The 17,654-nt window shown below is 71.5% G+C and carries 16 protein-coding genes and 1 pseudogene; 7 read left to right on the top strand and 10 right to left on the bottom strand.

The features are described from left to right. Positions 1 to 38: 38 nt before the first annotated feature. The 3 genes from OG588_RS11950 to OG588_RS11960 all read left to right on the top strand — a co-directional run bounded on the left by OG588_RS11950 (position 39) and on the right by OG588_RS11960 (position 2,451). Positions 39 to 1,508 carry a PLP-dependent aminotransferase family protein gene (locus OG588_RS11950; RefSeq protein WP_405947257.1) on the top strand — a complete coding sequence of 490 codons (1,470 nt, stop codon included), beginning with the start codon at positions 39 to 41 and terminating at the stop codon, positions 1,506 to 1,508. Between the two features lie 83 nt (positions 1,509 to 1,591). Further along, complete coding sequence (locus tag OG588_RS11955; RefSeq protein WP_405947258.1) at positions 1,592 to 1,918, top strand: hypothetical protein; 327 nt, start codon at positions 1,592 to 1,594, stop codon at positions 1,916 to 1,918. Then, entirely contained in the window at positions 1,858 to 2,451 is a 594-nt protein-coding gene (locus tag OG588_RS11960; RefSeq protein ID WP_405947259.1) for a fused DSP-PTPase phosphatase/NAD kinase-like protein, read from the top strand. Before OG588_RS11955 ends, OG588_RS11960 begins: the two co-directional genes overlap by 61 nt. Positions 2,452 to 2,577: 126 nt before the next feature. Here the strand turns inward: OG588_RS11960 and OG588_RS11965 are convergent, their stop codons facing one another. The 3 genes from OG588_RS11965 to OG588_RS11975 form a co-directional block, all read right to left on the bottom strand. Continuing rightward, positions 2,578 to 3,381 carry an SAM-dependent methyltransferase gene (locus OG588_RS11965; RefSeq protein WP_405947260.1) on the bottom strand — a complete coding sequence of 268 codons (804 nt, stop codon included), beginning with the start codon at positions 3,379 to 3,381 and terminating at the stop codon, positions 2,578 to 2,580. Between the two features lie 92 nt (positions 3,382 to 3,473). Continuing rightward, a complete protein-coding gene (locus tag OG588_RS11970) occupies positions 3,474 to 3,728 on the bottom strand; it encodes a DUF397 domain-containing protein (protein ID WP_019060458.1) in 255 nt (84 codons plus the stop codon). Beyond that, positions 3,729 to 4,589 carry a helix-turn-helix domain-containing protein gene (locus OG588_RS11975; protein WP_405947261.1) on the bottom strand — a complete coding sequence of 287 codons (861 nt, stop codon included), beginning with the start codon at positions 4,587 to 4,589 and terminating at the stop codon, positions 3,729 to 3,731. A gap of 359 nt (positions 4,590 to 4,948) precedes the next feature. Between OG588_RS11975 and OG588_RS11980 the strand changes: the two are divergent. The 3 genes and pseudogenes from OG588_RS11980 to OG588_RS11990 all read left to right on the top strand — a co-directional run. Beyond that, positions 4,949 to 5,557 (top strand): annotated as a pseudogene (locus OG588_RS11980) (ATP-binding protein); the annotation flags it as partial. A gap of 404 nt (positions 5,558 to 5,961) precedes the next feature. Further along, on the top strand, positions 5,962 to 6,405 hold the full coding sequence (locus tag OG588_RS11985; RefSeq protein WP_405947262.1) for a hypothetical protein: 444 nt from the start codon (positions 5,962 to 5,964) through the stop codon (positions 6,403 to 6,405). A gap of 303 nt (positions 6,406 to 6,708) precedes the next feature. Then, positions 6,709 to 8,643 carry an ABC transporter ATP-binding protein gene (locus tag OG588_RS11990; protein WP_405953097.1) on the top strand — a complete coding sequence of 645 codons (1,935 nt, stop codon included), beginning with the start codon at positions 6,709 to 6,711 and terminating at the stop codon, positions 8,641 to 8,643. A gap of 4 nt (positions 8,644 to 8,647) precedes the next feature. Here the strand turns inward: OG588_RS11990 and OG588_RS11995 are convergent, their stop codons facing one another. The 4 genes from OG588_RS11995 to OG588_RS12010 all read right to left on the bottom strand — a co-directional run bounded on the left by OG588_RS11995 (position 8,648) and on the right by OG588_RS12010 (position 12,366). Next, a complete protein-coding gene (locus tag OG588_RS11995; protein WP_405947263.1) occupies positions 8,648 to 8,830 on the bottom strand; it encodes a hypothetical protein in 183 nt (60 codons plus the stop codon). A 168-nt stretch (positions 8,831 to 8,998) separates the two neighbouring features. Beyond that, on the bottom strand, positions 8,999 to 9,688 hold the full coding sequence (locus OG588_RS12000; protein WP_405947264.1) for a DUF899 domain-containing protein: 690 nt from the start codon (positions 9,686 to 9,688) through the stop codon (positions 8,999 to 9,001). Between the two features lie 113 nt (positions 9,689 to 9,801). Further along, positions 9,802 to 10,992 (bottom strand): cytochrome P450, encoded by a 1,191-nt coding sequence (locus tag OG588_RS12005; RefSeq protein ID WP_405947265.1) that lies wholly within the window; start codon positions 10,990 to 10,992, stop codon positions 9,802 to 9,804. A 21-nt stretch (positions 10,993 to 11,013) separates the two neighbouring features. Then, entirely contained in the window at positions 11,014 to 12,366 is a 1,353-nt protein-coding gene (locus OG588_RS12010) for an amidohydrolase (protein ID WP_405947266.1), read from the bottom strand. 161 nt (positions 12,367 to 12,527) lie between these two features. Between OG588_RS12010 and OG588_RS12015 the strand changes: the two genes are divergently transcribed. Then, entirely contained in the window at positions 12,528 to 13,478 is a 951-nt protein-coding gene (locus OG588_RS12015) for an endonuclease/exonuclease/phosphatase family protein (RefSeq protein WP_405947267.1), read from the top strand. 46 nt (positions 13,479 to 13,524) lie between these two features. Here the strand turns inward: OG588_RS12015 and OG588_RS12020 are convergent, their stop codons facing one another. The 3 genes from OG588_RS12020 to OG588_RS12030 all read right to left on the bottom strand — a co-directional run bounded on the left by OG588_RS12020 (position 13,525) and on the right by OG588_RS12030 (position 17,534). After that, complete coding sequence (locus OG588_RS12020) at positions 13,525 to 15,384, bottom strand: FUSC family protein (protein ID WP_405947268.1); 1,860 nt, start codon at positions 15,382 to 15,384, stop codon at positions 13,525 to 13,527. A gap of 588 nt (positions 15,385 to 15,972) precedes the next feature. Next, a complete protein-coding gene (locus OG588_RS12025) occupies positions 15,973 to 16,704 on the bottom strand; it encodes a hypothetical protein (protein ID WP_019060447.1) in 732 nt (243 codons plus the stop codon). Positions 16,705 to 16,745: 41 nt separating this feature from the next. Continuing rightward, on the bottom strand, positions 16,746 to 17,534 hold the full coding sequence (locus OG588_RS12030) for a nucleotidyltransferase domain-containing protein (RefSeq protein ID WP_405947269.1): 789 nt from the start codon (positions 17,532 to 17,534) through the stop codon (positions 16,746 to 16,748). Between the last annotated feature and the right edge of the window lie 120 nt (positions 17,535 to 17,654).

A 17,654-nucleotide genomic window follows, 5' to 3' on the forward strand; every position in this document is an offset into this window, starting at 1 on the left:
TCTACGAGCCGGAAAGACCCACTGTAGGGTGCATTTCCATGGCGAAATCGTGGGTCAATTCCGCGGAGCGGATCGGCGCCGATCTACATCTGGAGCTGTCCGGGAGTGGTGGACGGCGGGCCGCGCTCATCGACGCGCTGCGGGCGGCCGTGCGCAGTGGGCGGCTCGCCCCGGGCACCCGGCTGCCGCCGTACCGCTCGCTCGCCGCGGACCTCGGGGTCGCCCGCAACACGGTCGCGGACGCGTACGCGGAACTCGTCGCGGAGGGCTGGCTGACCGCGCGCCAGGGCTCGGGCACCCGGGTGGCCGAGAGAGCTCGGCCGCTGCGGGCGCAGCCAGTGCGACACGCCGCGAAAGGCCCGGTTACGGCACCTCCACGCGCGCGTGCACCCCGGCACGACCTCCGCCAGGGCACGCCCGACGCGTCGGCGTTCCCGCGTGCGGCCTGGCTCGCGTCCTACCGGCGGGCGCTCCAGCAGGCGCCGGACGAGGTGTTCGGGCCCGGCGACCCGGCCGGCCGGGTCGAGTTGCGGGAGGCGCTCACGGAGTATCTGGCACGCGCGCGTGGCGTACGGACCGCACCCGACCGGATCGTGATCTGCTCCGGCTTCGCGCACGGGCTGCGGCTGCTGTTCGGCCAGGGCGGCGGGCCGTTGCGCGGACCGCTGGGCGTGGAGTCGTACGGACTCGGCTTCCACCGGGAGTTGCTGCGGACGGCCGGCGTCCGGACCGTGCCGCTGCCGGTCGACGAACACGGCGCGCGCGTCGAGGAGTTGACGAAGGAGCGGGCCGTACTGCTCACGCCCGCGCACCAGTTCCCGACCGGCGGCCCCCTGCACGCCGAGCGCAGGACCGCCGTCATCGACTGGGCACGCGCACAGGGCGGGGTGGTCCTGGAGGACGACTACGACGGGGAGTTCCGCTACGACCGCAAACCCGTCGGGGCGCTCCAGGGGCTCGACCCGGAGCGGGTGATCCTCCTCGGCTCGGTCAGCAAGAGCCTGTCGCCCGCGCTGCGCCTGGGCTGGATGGTGCTGCCGGAGCGGTACGTCGAGGGCGTGCTCACGGCCAAGGGCGAACGCGAGGCCTGGGCGAGCATCCTCGACCAGCTGAGCCTCGCCGACCTCATCGTGTCGGGGTCCTACGACCGTCATGTGCGGCGGATGCGGCAGCGGTACCGGAGCCGCCGTGACCGTCTCGTCGCGGCGCTCGCCGCGCAGGCCCCGCACATCGAGGTCACCGGGGTCGCGGCGGGCCTGCACGCGGTGCTGCGGCTGCCGCCCGGCACGGAGCGCTCCGCCCTCAAAGCCGCCACGTGGCAGGGCGTCGCGCTGGACGGGCTCGCCGCGTTCCGGCATCCGGAAGCGGAGACAGCTGCGACAGCGGATCAGGACGGCCTGGTCGTGGGGTACGCGACGCCCTCGGAGGCCGCGTTCGGAGCCGCGTTGGAGGCGCTGTGCGAAGTGCTCCCTCCGGACGGGTCGGCGGGAGTCCCTGCCGCCGGATGAGCGGTCGCACTCCCCCGCTCGCGCCTAAGGACTCGCACTTGGGGAGGAGACGGGTGAAGGAAAGTGACGCCAGACAACGGGAGTTGACTGAGCGTCAGGAAGATGTGCTGGTCCGGCTGCGGCAGGGGTCCGTCGAGCGCGAGGGTGCCCGTTTCCGCTGGCTGGAGGAGACCGCCGACCGTACGTACGTCTTCGTGCCCGTCCTCATGGTCACCGGGGTGCTGCTGTCCGGGCTCGCCTGGGTGGTGCAGCGGATCGCCGCCGCAACCGGGCGGCCTACCGAACGGCGGCTCGCGGGACGCCTCGCCGTGCTCGCCGCTCCCGAACAGCCGGGCGCGCTGGGTCGCGCATGGCAACCGTTCCCGTACTCGCTCCCTCGCCTCAACTCAGCCTGCCCGAACGCGCGATGAGGCTGCTCCTCGGCGTCACCCTCGGCTATGTCGCCCTGCGGGCCACCGGCGCGCTGGGCATCCTCGCGCTGTCGTGCTGGGCGCGCGAGGAGACCCCGCCGCCTCCGGGGACCCGTACCGCGCAGGGCATCCATCACTTCCAACCCGTGGACACCGAGGGCAAGTTGTGGCGAGGCGCCGCTCCCTCTCCCGCCGGCTACCGGGAGTTGGCCCGCCTCGGCTTCACCGCGGTCGTGGATCTGCGGGCCGAGGACCTGAGCGCGGCACAGCTCGCCGAACCGCGCAGGGCCGGGCTGGACGTCGTACGACTGCCCATCCGTGACGGGCAGACGCCAACTCCCGCGCAGGTGGGGCAGTTTCTCGACGTCGTCGCGTCGGCGGGCGGGCCGGTGTTCGTGCACTGCGGTGCGGGGGTGGGCCGTACGGGGACGATGGCGGCGGCGTATCTCGTACGGACCGGGGAGGCGTCGTCGGCGCGGGCGGTCCGGCGGAATCTCGCCGTCGGACCGCCGTCGATCGAGCAGGTCTACTAGGCGCTGAGCCTCGGGCCGGGACCAGGCCGACCGGAGCAACCGCCGTTGCCGGTGGTCGCCGTCAGTCAGCTGGTGGACGCGCCGCGCCGCATGCTGTCGTGGTTCTGAAGGAGCGCGTCAGGGGCCTCAGGGCTTGCGGCCCACCGCCCCGTACCCCGGAATCACCCCGTCCTCCTGCCCCGGCACCACCTCGCCCAGCTCCGGATGCCACCGGTCGATCACCGCGACGCCCGGCTCGACCAGGTCGAGGCCGGTGAAGAAGCGGGCGAAGCCGGTGCGGGAGCGCAGTGCCAGGGTGATGCCCGCCGCCGTGAGCTTCTCGACCGCCGCCGTCGACTCCTCCGGGGTGAAGTCGGCGGTGGCGTGGGTCATCATCAGGTAGCTGCCGGTGGGGAGTTGGGACAGCAGGCCGTCGACCAGCTCGTGCGCGCCGTCCTCGTCGGGGACGAAGTGCAGCAGCGCGACGAGGGACAGGGCGACGGGCCGGGTGAGGTCGAGGACCCGCTTCGCGCCCTCGATGATCGCGTCCGGCTCCCGCACGTCGGCCTGCAGATACTCGGTCGCACCCTCGGGCGTGCCGTGCAGCAGGGCCGCCGAATGGGCCGGCACGATCGGGTCGTTGTCGCAGTAGACGACACGTGCCTCCGGCGCGATGGCCTGCGCGACCCGGTGCAGGTTCGGCTCGGTCGGGATGCCCGTGCCGATGTCCAGGAACTGCCGTACGCCGTGCTCGGTGAGCCAGCGGGTGGCCCGGTGCATGAACGCGCGGTTGACACGTGCCATGACCGGCACCCTCGGGTCGAGGGCGAGCATCTGGCGGCCCATCTCCTCGTCGATGGGGTAGTTGTCCTTGCCGCCGAGGTACCAGTCGTACATACGGGCGGGGTGGGGCCTGCTGGTGTCGGTCTCGTCGGTGGGCCGCCCTGTCATGACGTGCTCCATAAGCCGTTACAGCGACATGTGCTCAAGTCAGTACCAAAATAAGGAGGTTGGGTAAGGAAAAAGCATTCAGCACAGGCCGGTCAGGAGAGCAGGAAATCCGCCTCGCCCGCTTTCGCTCCCTCGATGAAGGCCGTCATCTCGTCGGTCGTGTAGATCAGGGCCGGCCCGTCCGGGTCGGTGGACTGGCGGACGGCGATCCGGCCGTCGGCGAGCTTCATCGCCTCCAGGCAGTTGCCGCCGTTGCCGCCGCTCCACGGCTTGTGCCAGCCTTCGCTTCCCAAGTCCCGCGCGGGCATACCGTTGTAGACGCTCATACGCGGCTTGATGCGATCCATTCACAGCTCCTTGCGGAGATCCTTGAGGATCTCCTTCGTGCGATGTGCCGTAGCGGCCTGCGCCGCCATGCGGTCCATGACCTCAAGGTGGGTCGCCACCTCTTCGCGCGCGTCCAGATAGACGGCGCCGGTCAGGTACTCGCTGTAGACCATGTCCGGCAGTTCTGACATGGCAAATCGGAACAGCACGAAGGGCCCGAACGTGCCCGGGTGCGGCCCCGAGGAGAACGGGGCGACCTGCAGGGTCACGTTGGGCAGCTTCGTGGCGTCGAGCAGTTTGTCGATCTGGGCACGCATCACCTCCGGGCCGCCGACCGGGCGGCGCAGGGCGGTCTCGTCCATGACGACCCAGAAGCGGGGGGCGTCGGGGCGGGTGAGCAGGGCCTGGCGCTGCATGCGCAGGTCGACGTGGCGCTCGATGTCGTCGGGCTCGGTCTGGCCGATGGCACCGGACTTCAGCACACCGCGCGCGTAGTCCTCGGTCTGCAGCAGCCCGGGCACGAAGTGCGGTTCGTACGCCCGGATGAGCGCGGCCGCGCCCTCCAGGCTGACGTGCATCGAGAACCAGCCGGGCAGGATGTCGTGGAAGCGCTGCCACCAGCCGGGCCGGTTGGCCTCCTCGGCGAGCTGGACGAAGGCCTCGGCCTCCTCGTCGGAGACGCCGTAGGACTTCAGGAGGAACTGGAGGTAGGGGATCTTGAGGGAGACCTCCGCCATCTCCATGCGGCGGACCGTGGCGGGTGCGACACGGAGGACGCGGGCTGCCTCCTCGCGCTTGAGCCCCGCGCGTTCCCGCAGGTCCAGCAGGCGCCGGCCGAGGACGACCTGGCCGACCGTCGGTGCGGACCGCGGCTCGCTCACGCTCCACCTCCACGAATGAGTACCGAGTACCGAGTGAGTGACGAGTTAAGTACTGCGTAATGGGTTGAGTACTGACAGCGCATGCGTCCGTACAGTCCGTCGAAAGGGTTCTCACGGTCCGGTGAACCGGTCCCGACGAACCGATCCCGGCCCGACGTACCGATCCCGGCGAACCGAATCCTGACAGCCCTGCGGCGCCATTCGAAGACTCATTCGAAGATCGGGACAGACCTCCGGAGATCCCAACTGGCGCCGCGCGACTTTCTGTTGCGAGCAGTGTGCCACGACCGTGCAGACCGTCATACGGCACTCTGCATTTTTCATAGTGACACTTGCCAAGTGTTCACGGCGGGGCGATAGTGGCAAGCGTGATTCCGTCCGCGCCCTTAGGAACAGACGCCGCCGCAGGCCGCCTCGGTCTCGGTGCCGCCGCGGGAGCCGTCCCTGGTGGGGCCGCTGCCGAGCGCCGGTTCCGGTTCGAGCTGGCCGCCCATCCGGGTTCCCCGGCCCAGGCGAGACGCCTGACGCGGGCCCGGCTGTCCGGCTGGTCCGTCTGCGAGGACACCTGCGACACGGCGGTACTGGTCGTCTCCGAGCTGGTCACCAACGCGATCGTGCACACCGCGAGCAGCCACATAGTCTGCGAGCTGCACGATGGCGACGACCTGGTGCGGATAGCCGTCCGTGACGAGGGCTGCGCTCCCGGTGAGCCTCGCCCGTCGCCGCAGCGGCCGGATGAGGAGCACGGGAGGGGACTGCTTCTCATCGACGGGCTCTGCCGGGCCTGGGGCGCTCAGGAACACGGACCCGGCCTGCTGGTCTGGGCCGACCTGCCACGGCAGGCGGACCCGGCACACGGCCACCACCCGGCCCCCGGCCTCGACAGTTCCGTACCGCGCAACGACCTGGGTTGGGGCGCACGACCCAAGCCGGGCTCGTCGGGCGGTTCGGGCGACGAGGACGAGGCGACGGCACACTTCGGGGCATTCGAGGATCTGGGCGTTTTTCCGGGGCGGGGGCATGGGGGTGCCTCCGGCAGCTGGCATGGGGGTGCCGGCGACTTCGGAGGTCCGGATCTCGGCGGCTTCGGGGGCCGGGAGCACGAAACCGGAGGCGGCCCTGCTCGTGGTGGGGCCGGCTCCGGTACGCGGGGCCGGGAGGGCGCGGGCCACTTCGGGGGCCTCGGTCAGGAGGCCACCGGTCTCTTCAGGGGCCGGGGACACCAGGACGCCGGCGCCCTCCCGGACTCCGCGGAGACCGGGGAATCCGGTGAGTTCGCGGATATCGGTGGGCTCGGGGACATCGGTGGGATCAGGGACACCGGTGGGTTCAAGGGATCCGGCGGACTCGGGGACTTCGGTACGGGGGTCGAATGGGTGTGAGCGGCGGGTCTCGTCCCGGCCAGGTGCTCAGTCTCGACACGCTGGTCCGGCTGGGGCGTGCGCTGCACGGGCCGGGTGCGCCGCGCCGCCTGGCCGTGCCCGAGGGCATGACGGCTCCGCTCGGCTGCGACGCCGTCGCGATCCCCGCGCATTTCGGACCACTGGTCCTGCCTCGCCTGCCGCGCGTCGGCTGTGTCTACGCCGACGAGACGCACTGGTGGTGGATCGTGCCGTCCGACTCCGACTACGCCCTGGACTGGCCTGCGCCGGCGCGGTACACCACGGGGGCACTGGTGCCGGACTCGCCTCGCGCGCCCGGTCTTATCCATAAGCCGGACGGGAAGTTGCCGTATACGCCGCCGATTCCGTTGTACCTGGCGGTGTGTCGGGTTACGGGGACTACGCCTTCTTGGTCTCGCCCTATTAGTGCTTAGCGCTCCGCGGGTTGAGCGGGGTTTTCTGCGGGTCGGTAGGGACGGGTCCGGGGTGAGCGGTTTTCGTCTGCGGGTCCAGTGGGGGCTTGTCGCGCAGTTCCCCACGCCCCTTCGGGCGCGATGCGCCCGCCCACGACCGAGCCGCACACCGACAAGACACCGCCCCGCCCCTCCACCTTCCCGGCGTACGCCCGCGCGTCCTCACCCCTCCCTCCCGCGCTCTCCCCCGCACCCCTCCCACCCCGCGATAGTGGCCGTTCGTTCGTCCACGAGCGGGGGAGGTCGGTGGTGGGAAGCAAGGGCATGGGGGACTCGGGGCCAGGGGAGCCGTCCGCGTCGGAGCGGCTGCTCTTTGGTGGGCCCTTGCGGTACGACACGGGGTGGAGTCAGCACAACGACGCGTTTCTGGAGCTGAGCTTCCGGTCCATGGTGACGCGGTTGCCGGCGATGCTGCGGTCGAGTTTCCGGCTGGCCTGGCAGGCCGATCCGCGGGCCGTGCGTACCGTGCTGGCCGCCGAGGCGTGCCGGGGTGCCACCCAGGCGGTCAGTCTGCTCGCGGTCAACAGCGTGCTGGGGCGGCTGATCACCGGCGGGGCCATCGCGGACCGGCTGCGCGGTGCCGCCCCCGCGCTGGTCACGATGGCCGCCGTGATGGTGGTGGGCACGCTGCTGCGGGCCGCGTCGACGTATGCGACCGGGCGGCTGGAGCCGAAGGTGGAGCGGGTCGCCACCGAGCTGTATCTGGAGCGGGCGGCGGCCGTGGAGCTGGCCGCGATCGAGGACCACGCGTTCCACAAGCTGCTGGACACCGCGCAGTACGGCGCCGTGTCGGCCCGCCACATGATCTCGCACGCGATCAACGTGATGAACGCGCTGATCTCACTGGTCGCAGCGGCGGGCGTACTCACCGTGCTGCACCCGGCGCTGCTCCCGCTGCTGGCGACGATGACGCTGCCGAGCGCGTGGGGCGCGCTGACGAACGCGCGGCGCCATTACGAGTCGTTCCACACCTGGGTGCAGCACGTCCGGGCCGGCCGTCTCATCGGTTCGCTGCTCACCGAGCCGGAGGCGGCCCCGGAGATCCGGGTGCACGGTGTCGGACCGTTCCTGTTGCACCACTTCCACGAGATGTCGGAGAGCGCGGAGGCGGAACAGGCCCGGCTGGCCCGGCTCACGGCCCGTACGGGGCTGATCGCGGCGACCTGGACGGGCCTCGCGACGGCGGCGACGTACGCGACGCTGGGCGGGCTGCTGCTGTCCGGGGCGATGGCGCTCTCGGTGGCGGGTACGGCGGTGATCGCGATCCGGACCGGGTCCGCGAGCCTCGACACGCTCGTCCTGGCGGTGAACCAGCTGCACGAGGAGGCCCTGTTCGTGGGCGATCTGCAGAAGCTGTACGTGGAGGCGGCCGAGCGGGCGATCCCGGTCGGCGGGGCGGCGCTGCCCGAGGAGCCGCGGGAGATCCGCTTCGAGAACGTCACGTTCAGCTACCCGGGCGAGGCCACCCACCCCGCGCTCGACGATGTCTCCCTCGCCCTGCCGCTCGGCCGGATCATCGCGCTGGTCGGCGAGAACGGCTCCGGCAAGACGACCCTGGTCAAGCTGCTGGCCGGGCTGTACCGCCCGGACCGGGGCCGGATCCTGTGGGACGGCGTGGACGCGGCGGGCGTGGACCGGCGGCAACTCGCGGACCGGATCGCGATGGTGGCGCAGAACTTCAAGCGCTGGCCGTTCACCGCCCGCGTCAACGTGGCCGTCGGGCGGTCGGCGACGCCGATCACCGAGGAGCGGCTGGCCGGTGCGGTCGCCGAGGCCAGTGCGCAGGACGTGGTCGCGGATCTGCCGCGCGGTCTGGACACGCTGCTGGCCCGCAACTTCAGCGGCGGGCACGAGCTGTCGGGTGGTCAGTGGCAGCGGCTCGGGATCGCGCGGGCCGCCTACCGCAAGGGCCGCGTCCTGATCGTGGACGAGCCGACCGCGGCCCTCGACGCCCGGGCCGAGCTGGAGGTCTTCGAGAAGATCCGCGCGCTGGCCGGCACCGGGCAGACGGTCGTGCTGATCACGCACCGGCTGGCGTCCGTACGCCACGCCGATCTGGTCCATGTCCTGGACCAGGGGCGGCTGGTGGAGTCCGGGACGCCCGACGAGCTGCTCGCGAGCGGCGGGGTGTACGCGGAGCTGTACGCGCTCCAGGCGGACCAGTTCACGGTGAAGGTGCCCGCCCCGAAGGCGGGCTGACCTCTCAGGCGGCGGCGTCCACGACGTCGCCGCTGCGCACGACGACCAGGAACGCGTCGGTCGCGATGTCCATGACGACCTCAGCCTGCAGGCCCTCCAGACGGCGCGCCTGCGCGAACTCCTCCGCCGGCCACGAGCCACGCGGCCCGCCGGCGGGAAAACGCTCAATCACCGTTCGCCCGTTCACCCTGTACCTCCCTGTCGTGCTGAAACTCGGAGAGCTTCGTGAAGCCTCATAGAGTTAAACGCCGACAGTACGGTGAACGGCTCGGGAAGTGACGGTACTGAGACATAGTCGACACCCGGCCGCACACTTTCCGCACACGGCCCGCGTCAGCCCCCGTCACCTTCCGGGTCAATCCTCGTATTCGTCGTGATACCGGACGCGCTCACTGCCCGCAGGCGCCCCGAGCGCCGACGCACGCCCCTTGGGCACCTCCCACGCCTCCTGCCGCCCCAGCGCGGTCAGGTCCAGGAAGGTGGTGGTCGAGCCGAGCCCGTCGAGCCCGCGCTCATAGGTCGAGTAGGTGTGGAACACCCGGTCGCGGTCCCGCAGGAAACAACTGATCCCGGGCCGCTCGACGAGTTCCCCGTCCCCGTCGAACGTGACCTCGAAATCCCAGTTGAAGCCCCCGCCGCTGGACGAGTACCAGGGCAGCGTCCACCCCATCCGCGCCTTGAACGGCAGGATCTTGGTGTACGGCGCCCTCGACACGGCGGCGAACGTCGTGCCGCGTGCCTTCAGATGGGCCAGGTGCCCGATCTGGTCGAGGAACGCCGAGCAGCTGCGGCAGCCCGCGTCCCACTCGGGCGCGAACATGAAGTGGTAGACGACGAGTTGGCCGCGCCCCTCGAAGAGGTCGAGCAGGGTGGCCTTCCCGTCGCCGCCCTCGAAGAGGTACTCCTTGTCGATCTCCACCATGGGCAGCCCGCGCCGCTCGGCGTTCAGCGCGTCCCGCGCACGCGTGGCCGCCTTCTCCTTGGCCAGCAGTTCCTCGCGCGCCGCGCGCCACTGCGCACGCGAGACGATCTCCGGAAGCGACATGGGGGCCCTCCTGTGACAACGGTCCGTTGAGGGGTGGACCGGAGGGAGGACGGGAACTCATCGCTGTCCTGAGAAAAGCCCCAAAAAACTTCAGACGGGCTTCGCCGCGTACGTCACCGGAGGCTCTTCCCGTACGACACCGGAAGCGCGAGCAGCCCCCGCGCGCGCAGCGAAGGCCGCCACCGCACTTCCCCCTCCCCCACGCCCAACTCCAGCCGCGGGAACCGCTCCAGCAGCGCGGCCAGCGCGATCTCCGTCTCGGCGCGGGCGAGCGGTGCGCCCAGGCAGTAGTGGATGCCGTGGCCGAGCGCGAGATGCCCGGAGGTGTCGCGGGCGAGGTCGAGCCGGTCGGCGTCGGGAAAGCGGCCCGGGTCACGGTTCGCGGCGGACGCGGACACCCACACCGTCTCCCCGGCGGGGATCGTGACCCCACCGATGGTGACGTCCTCGACCGGGAAGCGCCGGACGGCGAGCAGCGCGGGCCCTTCGTAGCGCAGGAACTCCTCTACGGCGGCGGGGAGTTGGGCGGGGTCCGCGCGCAACGCGGCCAGCTGCTCGGGGTGTTGCAGCAGGGCGAGCACGGCATTCCCGATGAGCTGCACGGTGTTCTCGTACCCGGCGAACAGGATGAGGAAGGCGAGGGACATCAGCTCGTCCTCGCTGAGCCGGTCGCCCTCGTCGCGCACGGCGATCAGGTCGGAGAGGAGGTCGTCGCCGGGCTCTTCCCGTTTGTCGGCGAGGAGTTGGGTGAAGAAGCCGAGCATCGCGACGACCGCGTGCTTGCCGGCCTCGGGCGGTGTCCCGGGGGCGGGCGCGACGAGGGTGTCGGTCCACACCCGGAAGTCCCGCCGGTGCCGGTCGGGCACGCCGAGCAGGTCGCAGATGACGGTGATCGGGAGGGGCGCCGCGTAGGAGGCGATGAGGTCGGTGTCGCCCTCCTCCCCCAGCGCGTCGAGGAGTTGGTCGGCGGTGCGCCGAATGGGCTTACGGAGCTGCTCCGTTCGGCGCGGGGTGAACGCGCGGCCGACCAGGCGCCGGATGCGGGTGTGGTCCGGCGGGTCCATGTTGAGGAGGTTCGCGTCCAGCGCGGGCGGCAGCGAGAACCCCTTGTAAGTCCCGGCCGTGGCATGCCTCTTGTCCAGCGAGAGCCGCGGGTCGGCCAGCGCCGCCCGCACGTCCTCGTACCGGGTGACGAGCCAGGCGGGGGTGCCGTCGGGGCCGGCGATGCGGTGCACGGGGGCGCTGTCGCGCAGGCGCCGGTACACGTCGTACGGGTGGTCGAGAAGGCCGTCCGCGAGATCCATGCGCCTAGCGTAGAGCGCGGCTCAGGTGTCGTATTCCTGGATCCGCCGACCGTGACTCCGGTCCACGAGGCCGGGCAGCCGCTCCCCCAACTCCCGTACGACAGCGGGTACATCGAGGGTGAGCAGCTCGCGGTCGCGCATCAGGACGCGACCGTCGACGATCGTGGTGCGCACGTCGGCGGAACGGGCGCTGTGCACGAGGGTGGCGGCGAGGTCGTGGACGGGCTGGGTGTGCGGCCCGGTGAGGTCGACGAGGATCAGGTCCGCCCGGCACCCCACCGCGATGGACCCGATCGAGCCACCGAGTCCGACCGCCCGCGCACTCTGGAGGGTCGCGTGGTGCAGGGCTTGACGGGACGTCAGCCAGCGCGGATCACCCTCGGCGGACTTCTGCACCAGCGACGTGAGCGCCATCGACTCCCACACATCAAGGGAGTTGTTGGAGGCGGCGCCGTCCGTCGCGAGCCCGACCGGGATGCCGATGGCACGCAGGGCGCGGATCGGAGTGGTGTCCGGCCAGCCGAACTTGAGGTATCCCCGGGGCGCGGTGGCGACCGCGATACGGCCGCTCGCGCGCTCCAGGACGGGGAGGTCGCGGTCGATGATGCCGGTGCCGTGGGCGATGAGCAGGTCGGTGGCCAACAGGCCCGCGCGGTCGAGGAGTTGAATAGGGGTGATGTCGTGCCGGGCGAGGCTCGTGTCGGTCTGGTCGCGGTTCTCGGCGGCGTGGATGTGCACGGGGAGGCCGTGTTCCAGGGCGAGTTGGGCGGTGGTGGCGAGGTCGGCGTCGGTCACCGTGTAGGGGGCGTGCGGGGCGAGGGCGGTGGTGATGCGGCCCCCTGCCGTGCCCCGGTGCCGTAGCGCGAACTCCAGGGATTTCTCCCGGCCTTGAGGACCCTGGGTGGAGAAGTAGGCCTCGCCGAGGTGGGCGCGCATCCCGCACTCGGTGACGACGGCGGCGACCGTGTCCATGGAGAAGTAGTGGTCGGCGAAGCAGGTGACCCCGGCGCGGATCATCTCGGCGCAGGCGAGCCGGGCCCCCAACTCCACGTCTTTTTCGGTGAGGTTGGACTCGACGGGCCAGACGACGTCGTTGAACCACTCCTCCGTGGGCAGGTCCTCGGCGAGCCCGCGCAGCGCGACCATCGGCGCGTGGGTGTGGCAGTTGATCAGCCCCGGCAGGGCGACCTGGCCGCGCGCGTCGATACGTTCGACGGCGGCGAGACCGACCGCATCCGCCGCGCTCGTCACCGACTCGACGCGTCCGTCCCGTACGACGATCGCGGCGTCCTGCTCGAAGCCGATGCGCTCCTGGTCGTCGTGGACGAGGACAGTGCAGCCGGTGATCAGCAGATCTGCGGGAGAGTGGCTCACTCTTCCAACGTACGGCGTGGTCCTCGCCTCGCGTGAGCCGAACCGCGCATCCGGCCGTTGCACTGCCGCGGGCCGCTCCGGACCAGCACGCTTGCCTCACGACCAAGGCTTCTGGCGCACGACCAAAACCTCACGCCCAAGGCTTATGGAAGGGGCCCCGCATGCTCCTCGGCACCTGGAACCTGGAGAACCTGTACCGCCCCGGCGGCCCGTCCGGCCCCAAGGACAAGGCCACGTACGAGACGAAGCTCGCCTCACTCGCCGCCGTGATCACGGAACTTGACCCGGTGCTGCTCGGCGTCCAGGAGGTCGGGGACCCGGCGGCGCTCGACGATCTGGCCGGGCTGCTGGACGGCGAGTGGCACACCGCCGCCTCCGCGCATCCGGACGGCCGGGGCATCCGGGTCGGCTTCCTCAGCCGTACGCAGCCGCGGGTCGTCGCCGACACGAACGCGTTCCCGGCGCAGCTGCGCCCGGTGCAGTCCGACGACTCGGGCGCCGAGGAACCGACCGCGGGCCGGGGTTTCCTGGCCGTGGAGGTCACGCCGGCGACCGGCCCGCTGACGGTGGCGGTCGCCCACCTCAAGTCGAAGCTGCTGACCTACCCGGGCGGGCGTTTCTTCCCGCGCGACGAGGGCGAACGGGCCCGCTACGGCGCCTACGCCCTCTACCGCAGGGCCGCCGAGGCGGCGACCCTGCGCGCGCTCGCGGACGACCTGCTCGCCGGTGAGGGCCGTACCCGGGACGTGGCGGTGCTCGGCGACATGAACGACGAGGTGCCGGCCGCGACCACCCAGATCCTGCTCGGCCCGCCCGGTTCGGAGATCGGCACGCCCGGCTACGACCGGGCCGACCAGGGCGACGCGGTCCGCCTGTGGGACGTGGCCCCGCTGATCCCCGCCGACCAGCGCTACTCCCGGATCAACTCCGGGCGCCGCGAGCTGATCGACCACATCCTGCTCAGCCATCACCTGGTCCACCGGGTGACGGCGGCGGGGACGGGACTGCCGGGTGAGGGAACGTTGCGGCTGCCGTCGGTGGGCCCGGATCCGGCGGAGCGGCGGGAGGCGCCGGGGTCGGATCACGCGCCGGTGTGGGTGCGGGTGGAGTAACTCTCCATGTGACCGAGTGGAGTTGACTCCTATGTAGCCGAACTGGCTAGACGGCGATGGTCAGTTCGATCGCGCGCAGCCCGACCCGTCCCCGCCCGCGCTCGAACTCCTCCAGCAGTTCGGTGAGTTGCTCGATGTGGCGGGAGGTGAGCCGTCCCGTGTCGTCGAGATGGACGGCGCAGGCGGTGGTCGTGTCCACGAGCCGTTCGAGGACGGCCGCGACCTCGTCCGTGCCCTCCGTGTGCCGGGCGAGGGCGGGGAGTTCGGCGGCCGAGACGGCGATCGCGCCGCGGGCCTCGGCGAGCGTGCGGTAGGCCTCGCGGCGCAGGGTCCAGCGCTCGGCGCGGTCGTCGGACTCGCTCAGTACGTGCACGAGGTAGGCGTGCGCGGCGGCGCCCGCGGCCGCGAGCCGGGCGCGTACGCCTCCGCCGCGCTCCCCCGGCATCGGCAGATGTCCGACGATCAGCACGATCGCGCAGGCCAGCAGCGTCTCGCCGATCCGGCCCGCGGAGGCCTGCGGTTCCCCGCCGACCATCACGAGGGAGAGCACGAGGACGGTGACGACGGCGGTCTGCGCGGCGAAGTGCCGGGTGGCGACGGGAATGAGCGCGCCGCTGAGGGCCACGAGCGCGATGAGCCCTTCGGGCCGGGGCAACACGGCCGCGAACCCGGCAAAGACCAGCGCCCCCAGCACGGTCCCCGCCGCCCGGCTCAGCGCCCGCGAGGCGAGCGGTCCGAGGTCGGGCTTGACGAGGAAGACGGCGGTGGCGGGCAGCCAGTACCAGTGCTCGTGCTGCCCGTACCAGCGGGCCTGGTGCAGCGCCTGCGCGACGGCGACGCTGGTCCCGAAACAGAGCGCGACCCGGATCCCGTACTCCCGTCCCCCGGCCCCAAATGCCTTACGGATCAGGCCCGTTGCCGTACCCCTGCGTGCGTGCAGATCGCTCCCCTCCGCCTGGTCGAAGGCGTCGGCGGCGTGCAGCAGCGCGTCGTCGAGGGCGCGCAGCGCGGGTGCGGAACGGTTGGGCGCGGGCAGCGGCCCGGTGGCCGCGTTGTCACGCACGGCGGCGGCGAGCCTGCGGGGCCCTTCGCCCGCCCGGGCGGACACCGGCTCCCCGGCCCAGGCGATCGCGGTCGCGGCCTCGGCGAGCGGCAGCGCGGCGGCGTACTGCCCGTGCAGCCGCCGCTCGGCCGCGGAACTCGCGTACCGCCGCAGCCGGGGCCCGGCGAGGGCGTCCTGCGCGTGATCGAGCGCGGCGGTCAGCGCGGCGCGCCGCCCCGTCGCCTCCGCCCCACCACTGGCGTCGAGCAGCGCGGCGATCGCGTCGTACACGGCGGCTACGGCGTCCCGCTCGCCGTCGAACCGGTAGTCACCGGCGATCGCGCCGGGCGTGGGCAGCGCCAGCCGCAGCAGGACCAGCCAGGCGGCCCCGGCGAGGAACGCGAGGGCGCGTTGCCATCCCGGTTCGGGCAGGGGCATCCCGGCGCCGATGGCGGAGGCGACGAGCAGTTGGGTACCGGCGCCGGACGCGACCGGCCCGATGGCGATGAAACCGCCGGCGACCAGCCCGATCCCGGTGAAGAGAAGCGTCAGCACGACAGCCCCGACATGTGCCCCGGTGTACGTCCCGATCAGCAGCCCCGCGGCTCCCGCGAGCGCGGGTCCGCCGAGCCGCTTGACCGAGGCCCGCCGGCTGCCGGGCCGGTCGTTGATCCCGGCGAGCATCGCCCCGAGCGCGGCCAGCACTCCGAGGGACGTATGCCCGACGAGCACGGCGACCATCAGCAGCGGTCCGGCGGCCAGCGCCCCTCGCGTGACCGCGCTCCAGGGAACCGGCCCGCGCTGGGCACGGAGCGTGTGGGCGAGCCAGGGCGGAAGCGAGAACGCGTCGGTACGACGGGACACAGGGCTCCTGTCTTGACGAGGGCGGGGTGTGCCTTCGGGCGACGGTGGCCGGGGCTGAGGCTGTGGTGTCCACGGTAGTTCGGGTACGCGTGCGGAACGGGCCGTGCGCATTTCGGGGGTGTGAAGGTTGGCCGTAAAGCCGCTTTCTTTATGAACGCAACGCCGGGAAGAGACCGGGAGGAAGCCGGGAAGAGACCGGAGGGCAGCGGCGGCGGGGGCGGAAGTGGGCCCGAAAGGGAGCGGGTGGGGAGCGGATCCGGGGGCGTAGCCTGCCCCCGGACCCTGTGATGCCGCCCATGCGGCACGCCGGCACGCTTGAGGACCCAGGTCAGTCATGATGTCGCCGCGTCCTGCCTTTGGACCACCGCGCATCGAGCTGCGCGGGCCGGACTTGAACCGGCATTTCGACGTGCGGGGCCTGGGCCCGGTCGATCCGGCGATCGGCGGCGAATGCTGAGTCTGGAGCGAGAGTCTGAGATTGATCACGGGCGGGATTCAGTGTCCCGACCGTGCCGTCATGACAAGCTTCAGTTTCAGCTTTGCGCTCCTCGCGCACCCCGGTCACAAAGGACCGGGGAGTCTGGAAGGCTACCCGAAGAGGTAGCCGAACACGGCGTCACCGACCCGCTGGTCGACGACGTCGGAGCCGTTCGCCTCTTCGCGGGCGAATTTCACGGCCTGCTGCAACTTCTCGACGCGGTCGAGGAGTTCGTTGACGCGGCGGGCGGGAAGGGCTCCCGAGAACTTCACGGTCGTCCAGTACCCGACGGGAATGTCCTCGTAGTACACCTCGACCTGGGCGGGATGCTTGTCGGTCGCCTCCGCCTTCACGTGGTTGCGCGGCACCTTCTTGGTCCGCAGCGTGCGCACGGGCTCCGTCTTCCACGCGTCGGTCGACGGGTCCTGGAGCCAGGACTCGGACGCGTCGAGCAGCGGCAACTTCCGTACGAACGTGGTGAGATCGACCAACTGCTTCTCCAGGAAGAGCAGATAGGACACGGGAACGTCGGCGACGAGCACCCGTCCGTCCACGGTCACGTCCGCCCGCGCGGCGCAGTTGGCCCAGTCCTTCGTGGCGGTCACGTCGAACAGCCGTGACAGGGTGGCCGCGGTCTCCCGCAACACGTCCTCGGCCTGCACCTGCACCCGCGTGGACTCGGGCGGCAGCTGCTCGCCCTCCTCGTCCTTGGGCTGGTACGTCCGCGAGATACCGGCCAGCAACGCGGGCTTCTGCAGCCCGTGATGAGCCGCCGTCAGGTCCTGGTGGGCCTTGGACTTGACGCCCTTCTCCACTGCGATGATCTGATTGAGTTTCGCCACGGGAGCGACCGTACCAGCGACAACTGCCGTTTCCCCAAGGGTTATCGGTCCGTCGACTGCCCCGAACACGCCGTACGGAAAAGGGACTCCGTGGCGTCGACCGCCTCCGCCGACGCGTCCGAGCCGGATCCCGCGCCCAAGGACGCGACGATGCGGTCCACTTCGCGCAGCCCCGCCCGGTCCAGCAGTCGCTTCTCGTTGGTCACCCACTCCCCGCGAGCGGCTAGCACCGCGTGGCCGGTCTGCGCGGCGGCGGTGGCGATGGCTCCGGCGACCTCGGTGCGGCGGCCGTCCGGCGCGTGGTTGTCCCTCGCATAGGCGAGCGTGGCAAGGGCAGTTGAGTACCAGCGCTCGTGGGCGGTCCGCCGGAGTTTCTCCGGATACCCGGCGGGCTGCGGGAGTTCACCGCGCAGCACGCGGTTGATCGCCAGTTCGGCGACGACCAGGTAGCTGGGAATCCCGGCGAGGTGGAACAGCAGCGGTTCCACCCGGAAACGCCCTTCGTCGGCGTCCGCCAACTCGTGCTCCACCACGTCGAGATCGCGGTAGTGGACGTCCACGCGCCGCCCGTCGACCGTCAGCCAGGCGCCCCCGTTGAAGACCCCGCCGCCCCAACCGCCGACCTCGGACACCTCGCCCTCCCAGCCGAGGGCACGGAGGTCGGCGGGGTCGAAGGGGCCGCGGTAGTAGACCGCCAAGTCCCAGTCGCTGTCGGGTCGGTGGGTGCCCTGGGCGCGGGAGCCGCCGAGGGCTACGGCTCGGACCGTGGGGAGGATGGCGAGACGGTCGGCGGTGGTGTCGAGGAACTTCGCGTCGTCGGGGGTGGGCACGGCTGCGGCTCCAACGGGTGGGGCGGGGACGGGAATCGCCCGGAGCGTACGCAGGGGGCGCGGCCGGTGCCACGCGTTGTCGCACGGCCCGCGAGCCCGGTGGCACATGTCGAGGCGTGC

Source organism: Streptomyces prunicolor (assembly GCF_045162825.1).
GTDB lineage: Bacteria > Actinomycetota > Actinomycetes > Streptomycetales > Streptomycetaceae > Streptomyces > Streptomyces prunicolor.

Coding starts and splice junctions, on each gene's coding strand:
- OG588_RS12015 (WP_405947267.1), top strand. CDS start 12,528: ATGCTCCTCGGCACCTGGAACCTGGAGAACCTGTACCGCCCCGGCGGC.
- OG588_RS11985 (WP_405947262.1), top strand. CDS start 5,962: ATGGGTGTGAGCGGCGGGTCTCGTCCCGGCCAGGTGCTCAGTCTCGAC.
- OG588_RS11950 (WP_405947257.1), top strand. CDS start 39: ATGGCGAAATCGTGGGTCAATTCCGCGGAGCGGATCGGCGCCGATCTA.
- OG588_RS11965 (WP_405947260.1), bottom strand. CDS start 3,381: ATGACAGGGCGGCCCACCGACGAGACCGACACCAGCAGGCCCCACCCC.
- OG588_RS12000 (WP_405947264.1), bottom strand. CDS start 9,688: ATGTCGCTTCCGGAGATCGTCTCGCGTGCGCAGTGGCGCGCGGCGCGC.
- OG588_RS12005 (WP_405947265.1), bottom strand. CDS start 10,992: ATGGATCTCGCGGACGGCCTTCTCGACCACCCGTACGACGTGTACCGG.
- OG588_RS11970 (WP_019060458.1), bottom strand. CDS start 3,728: ATGGATCGCATCAAGCCGCGTATGAGCGTCTACAACGGTATGCCCGCG.
- OG588_RS11990 (WP_405953097.1), top strand. CDS start 6,709: ATGGGGGACTCGGGGCCAGGGGAGCCGTCCGCGTCGGAGCGGCTGCTC.
- OG588_RS11960 (WP_405947259.1), top strand. CDS start 1,858: ATGGCAACCGTTCCCGTACTCGCTCCCTCGCCTCAACTCAGCCTGCCC.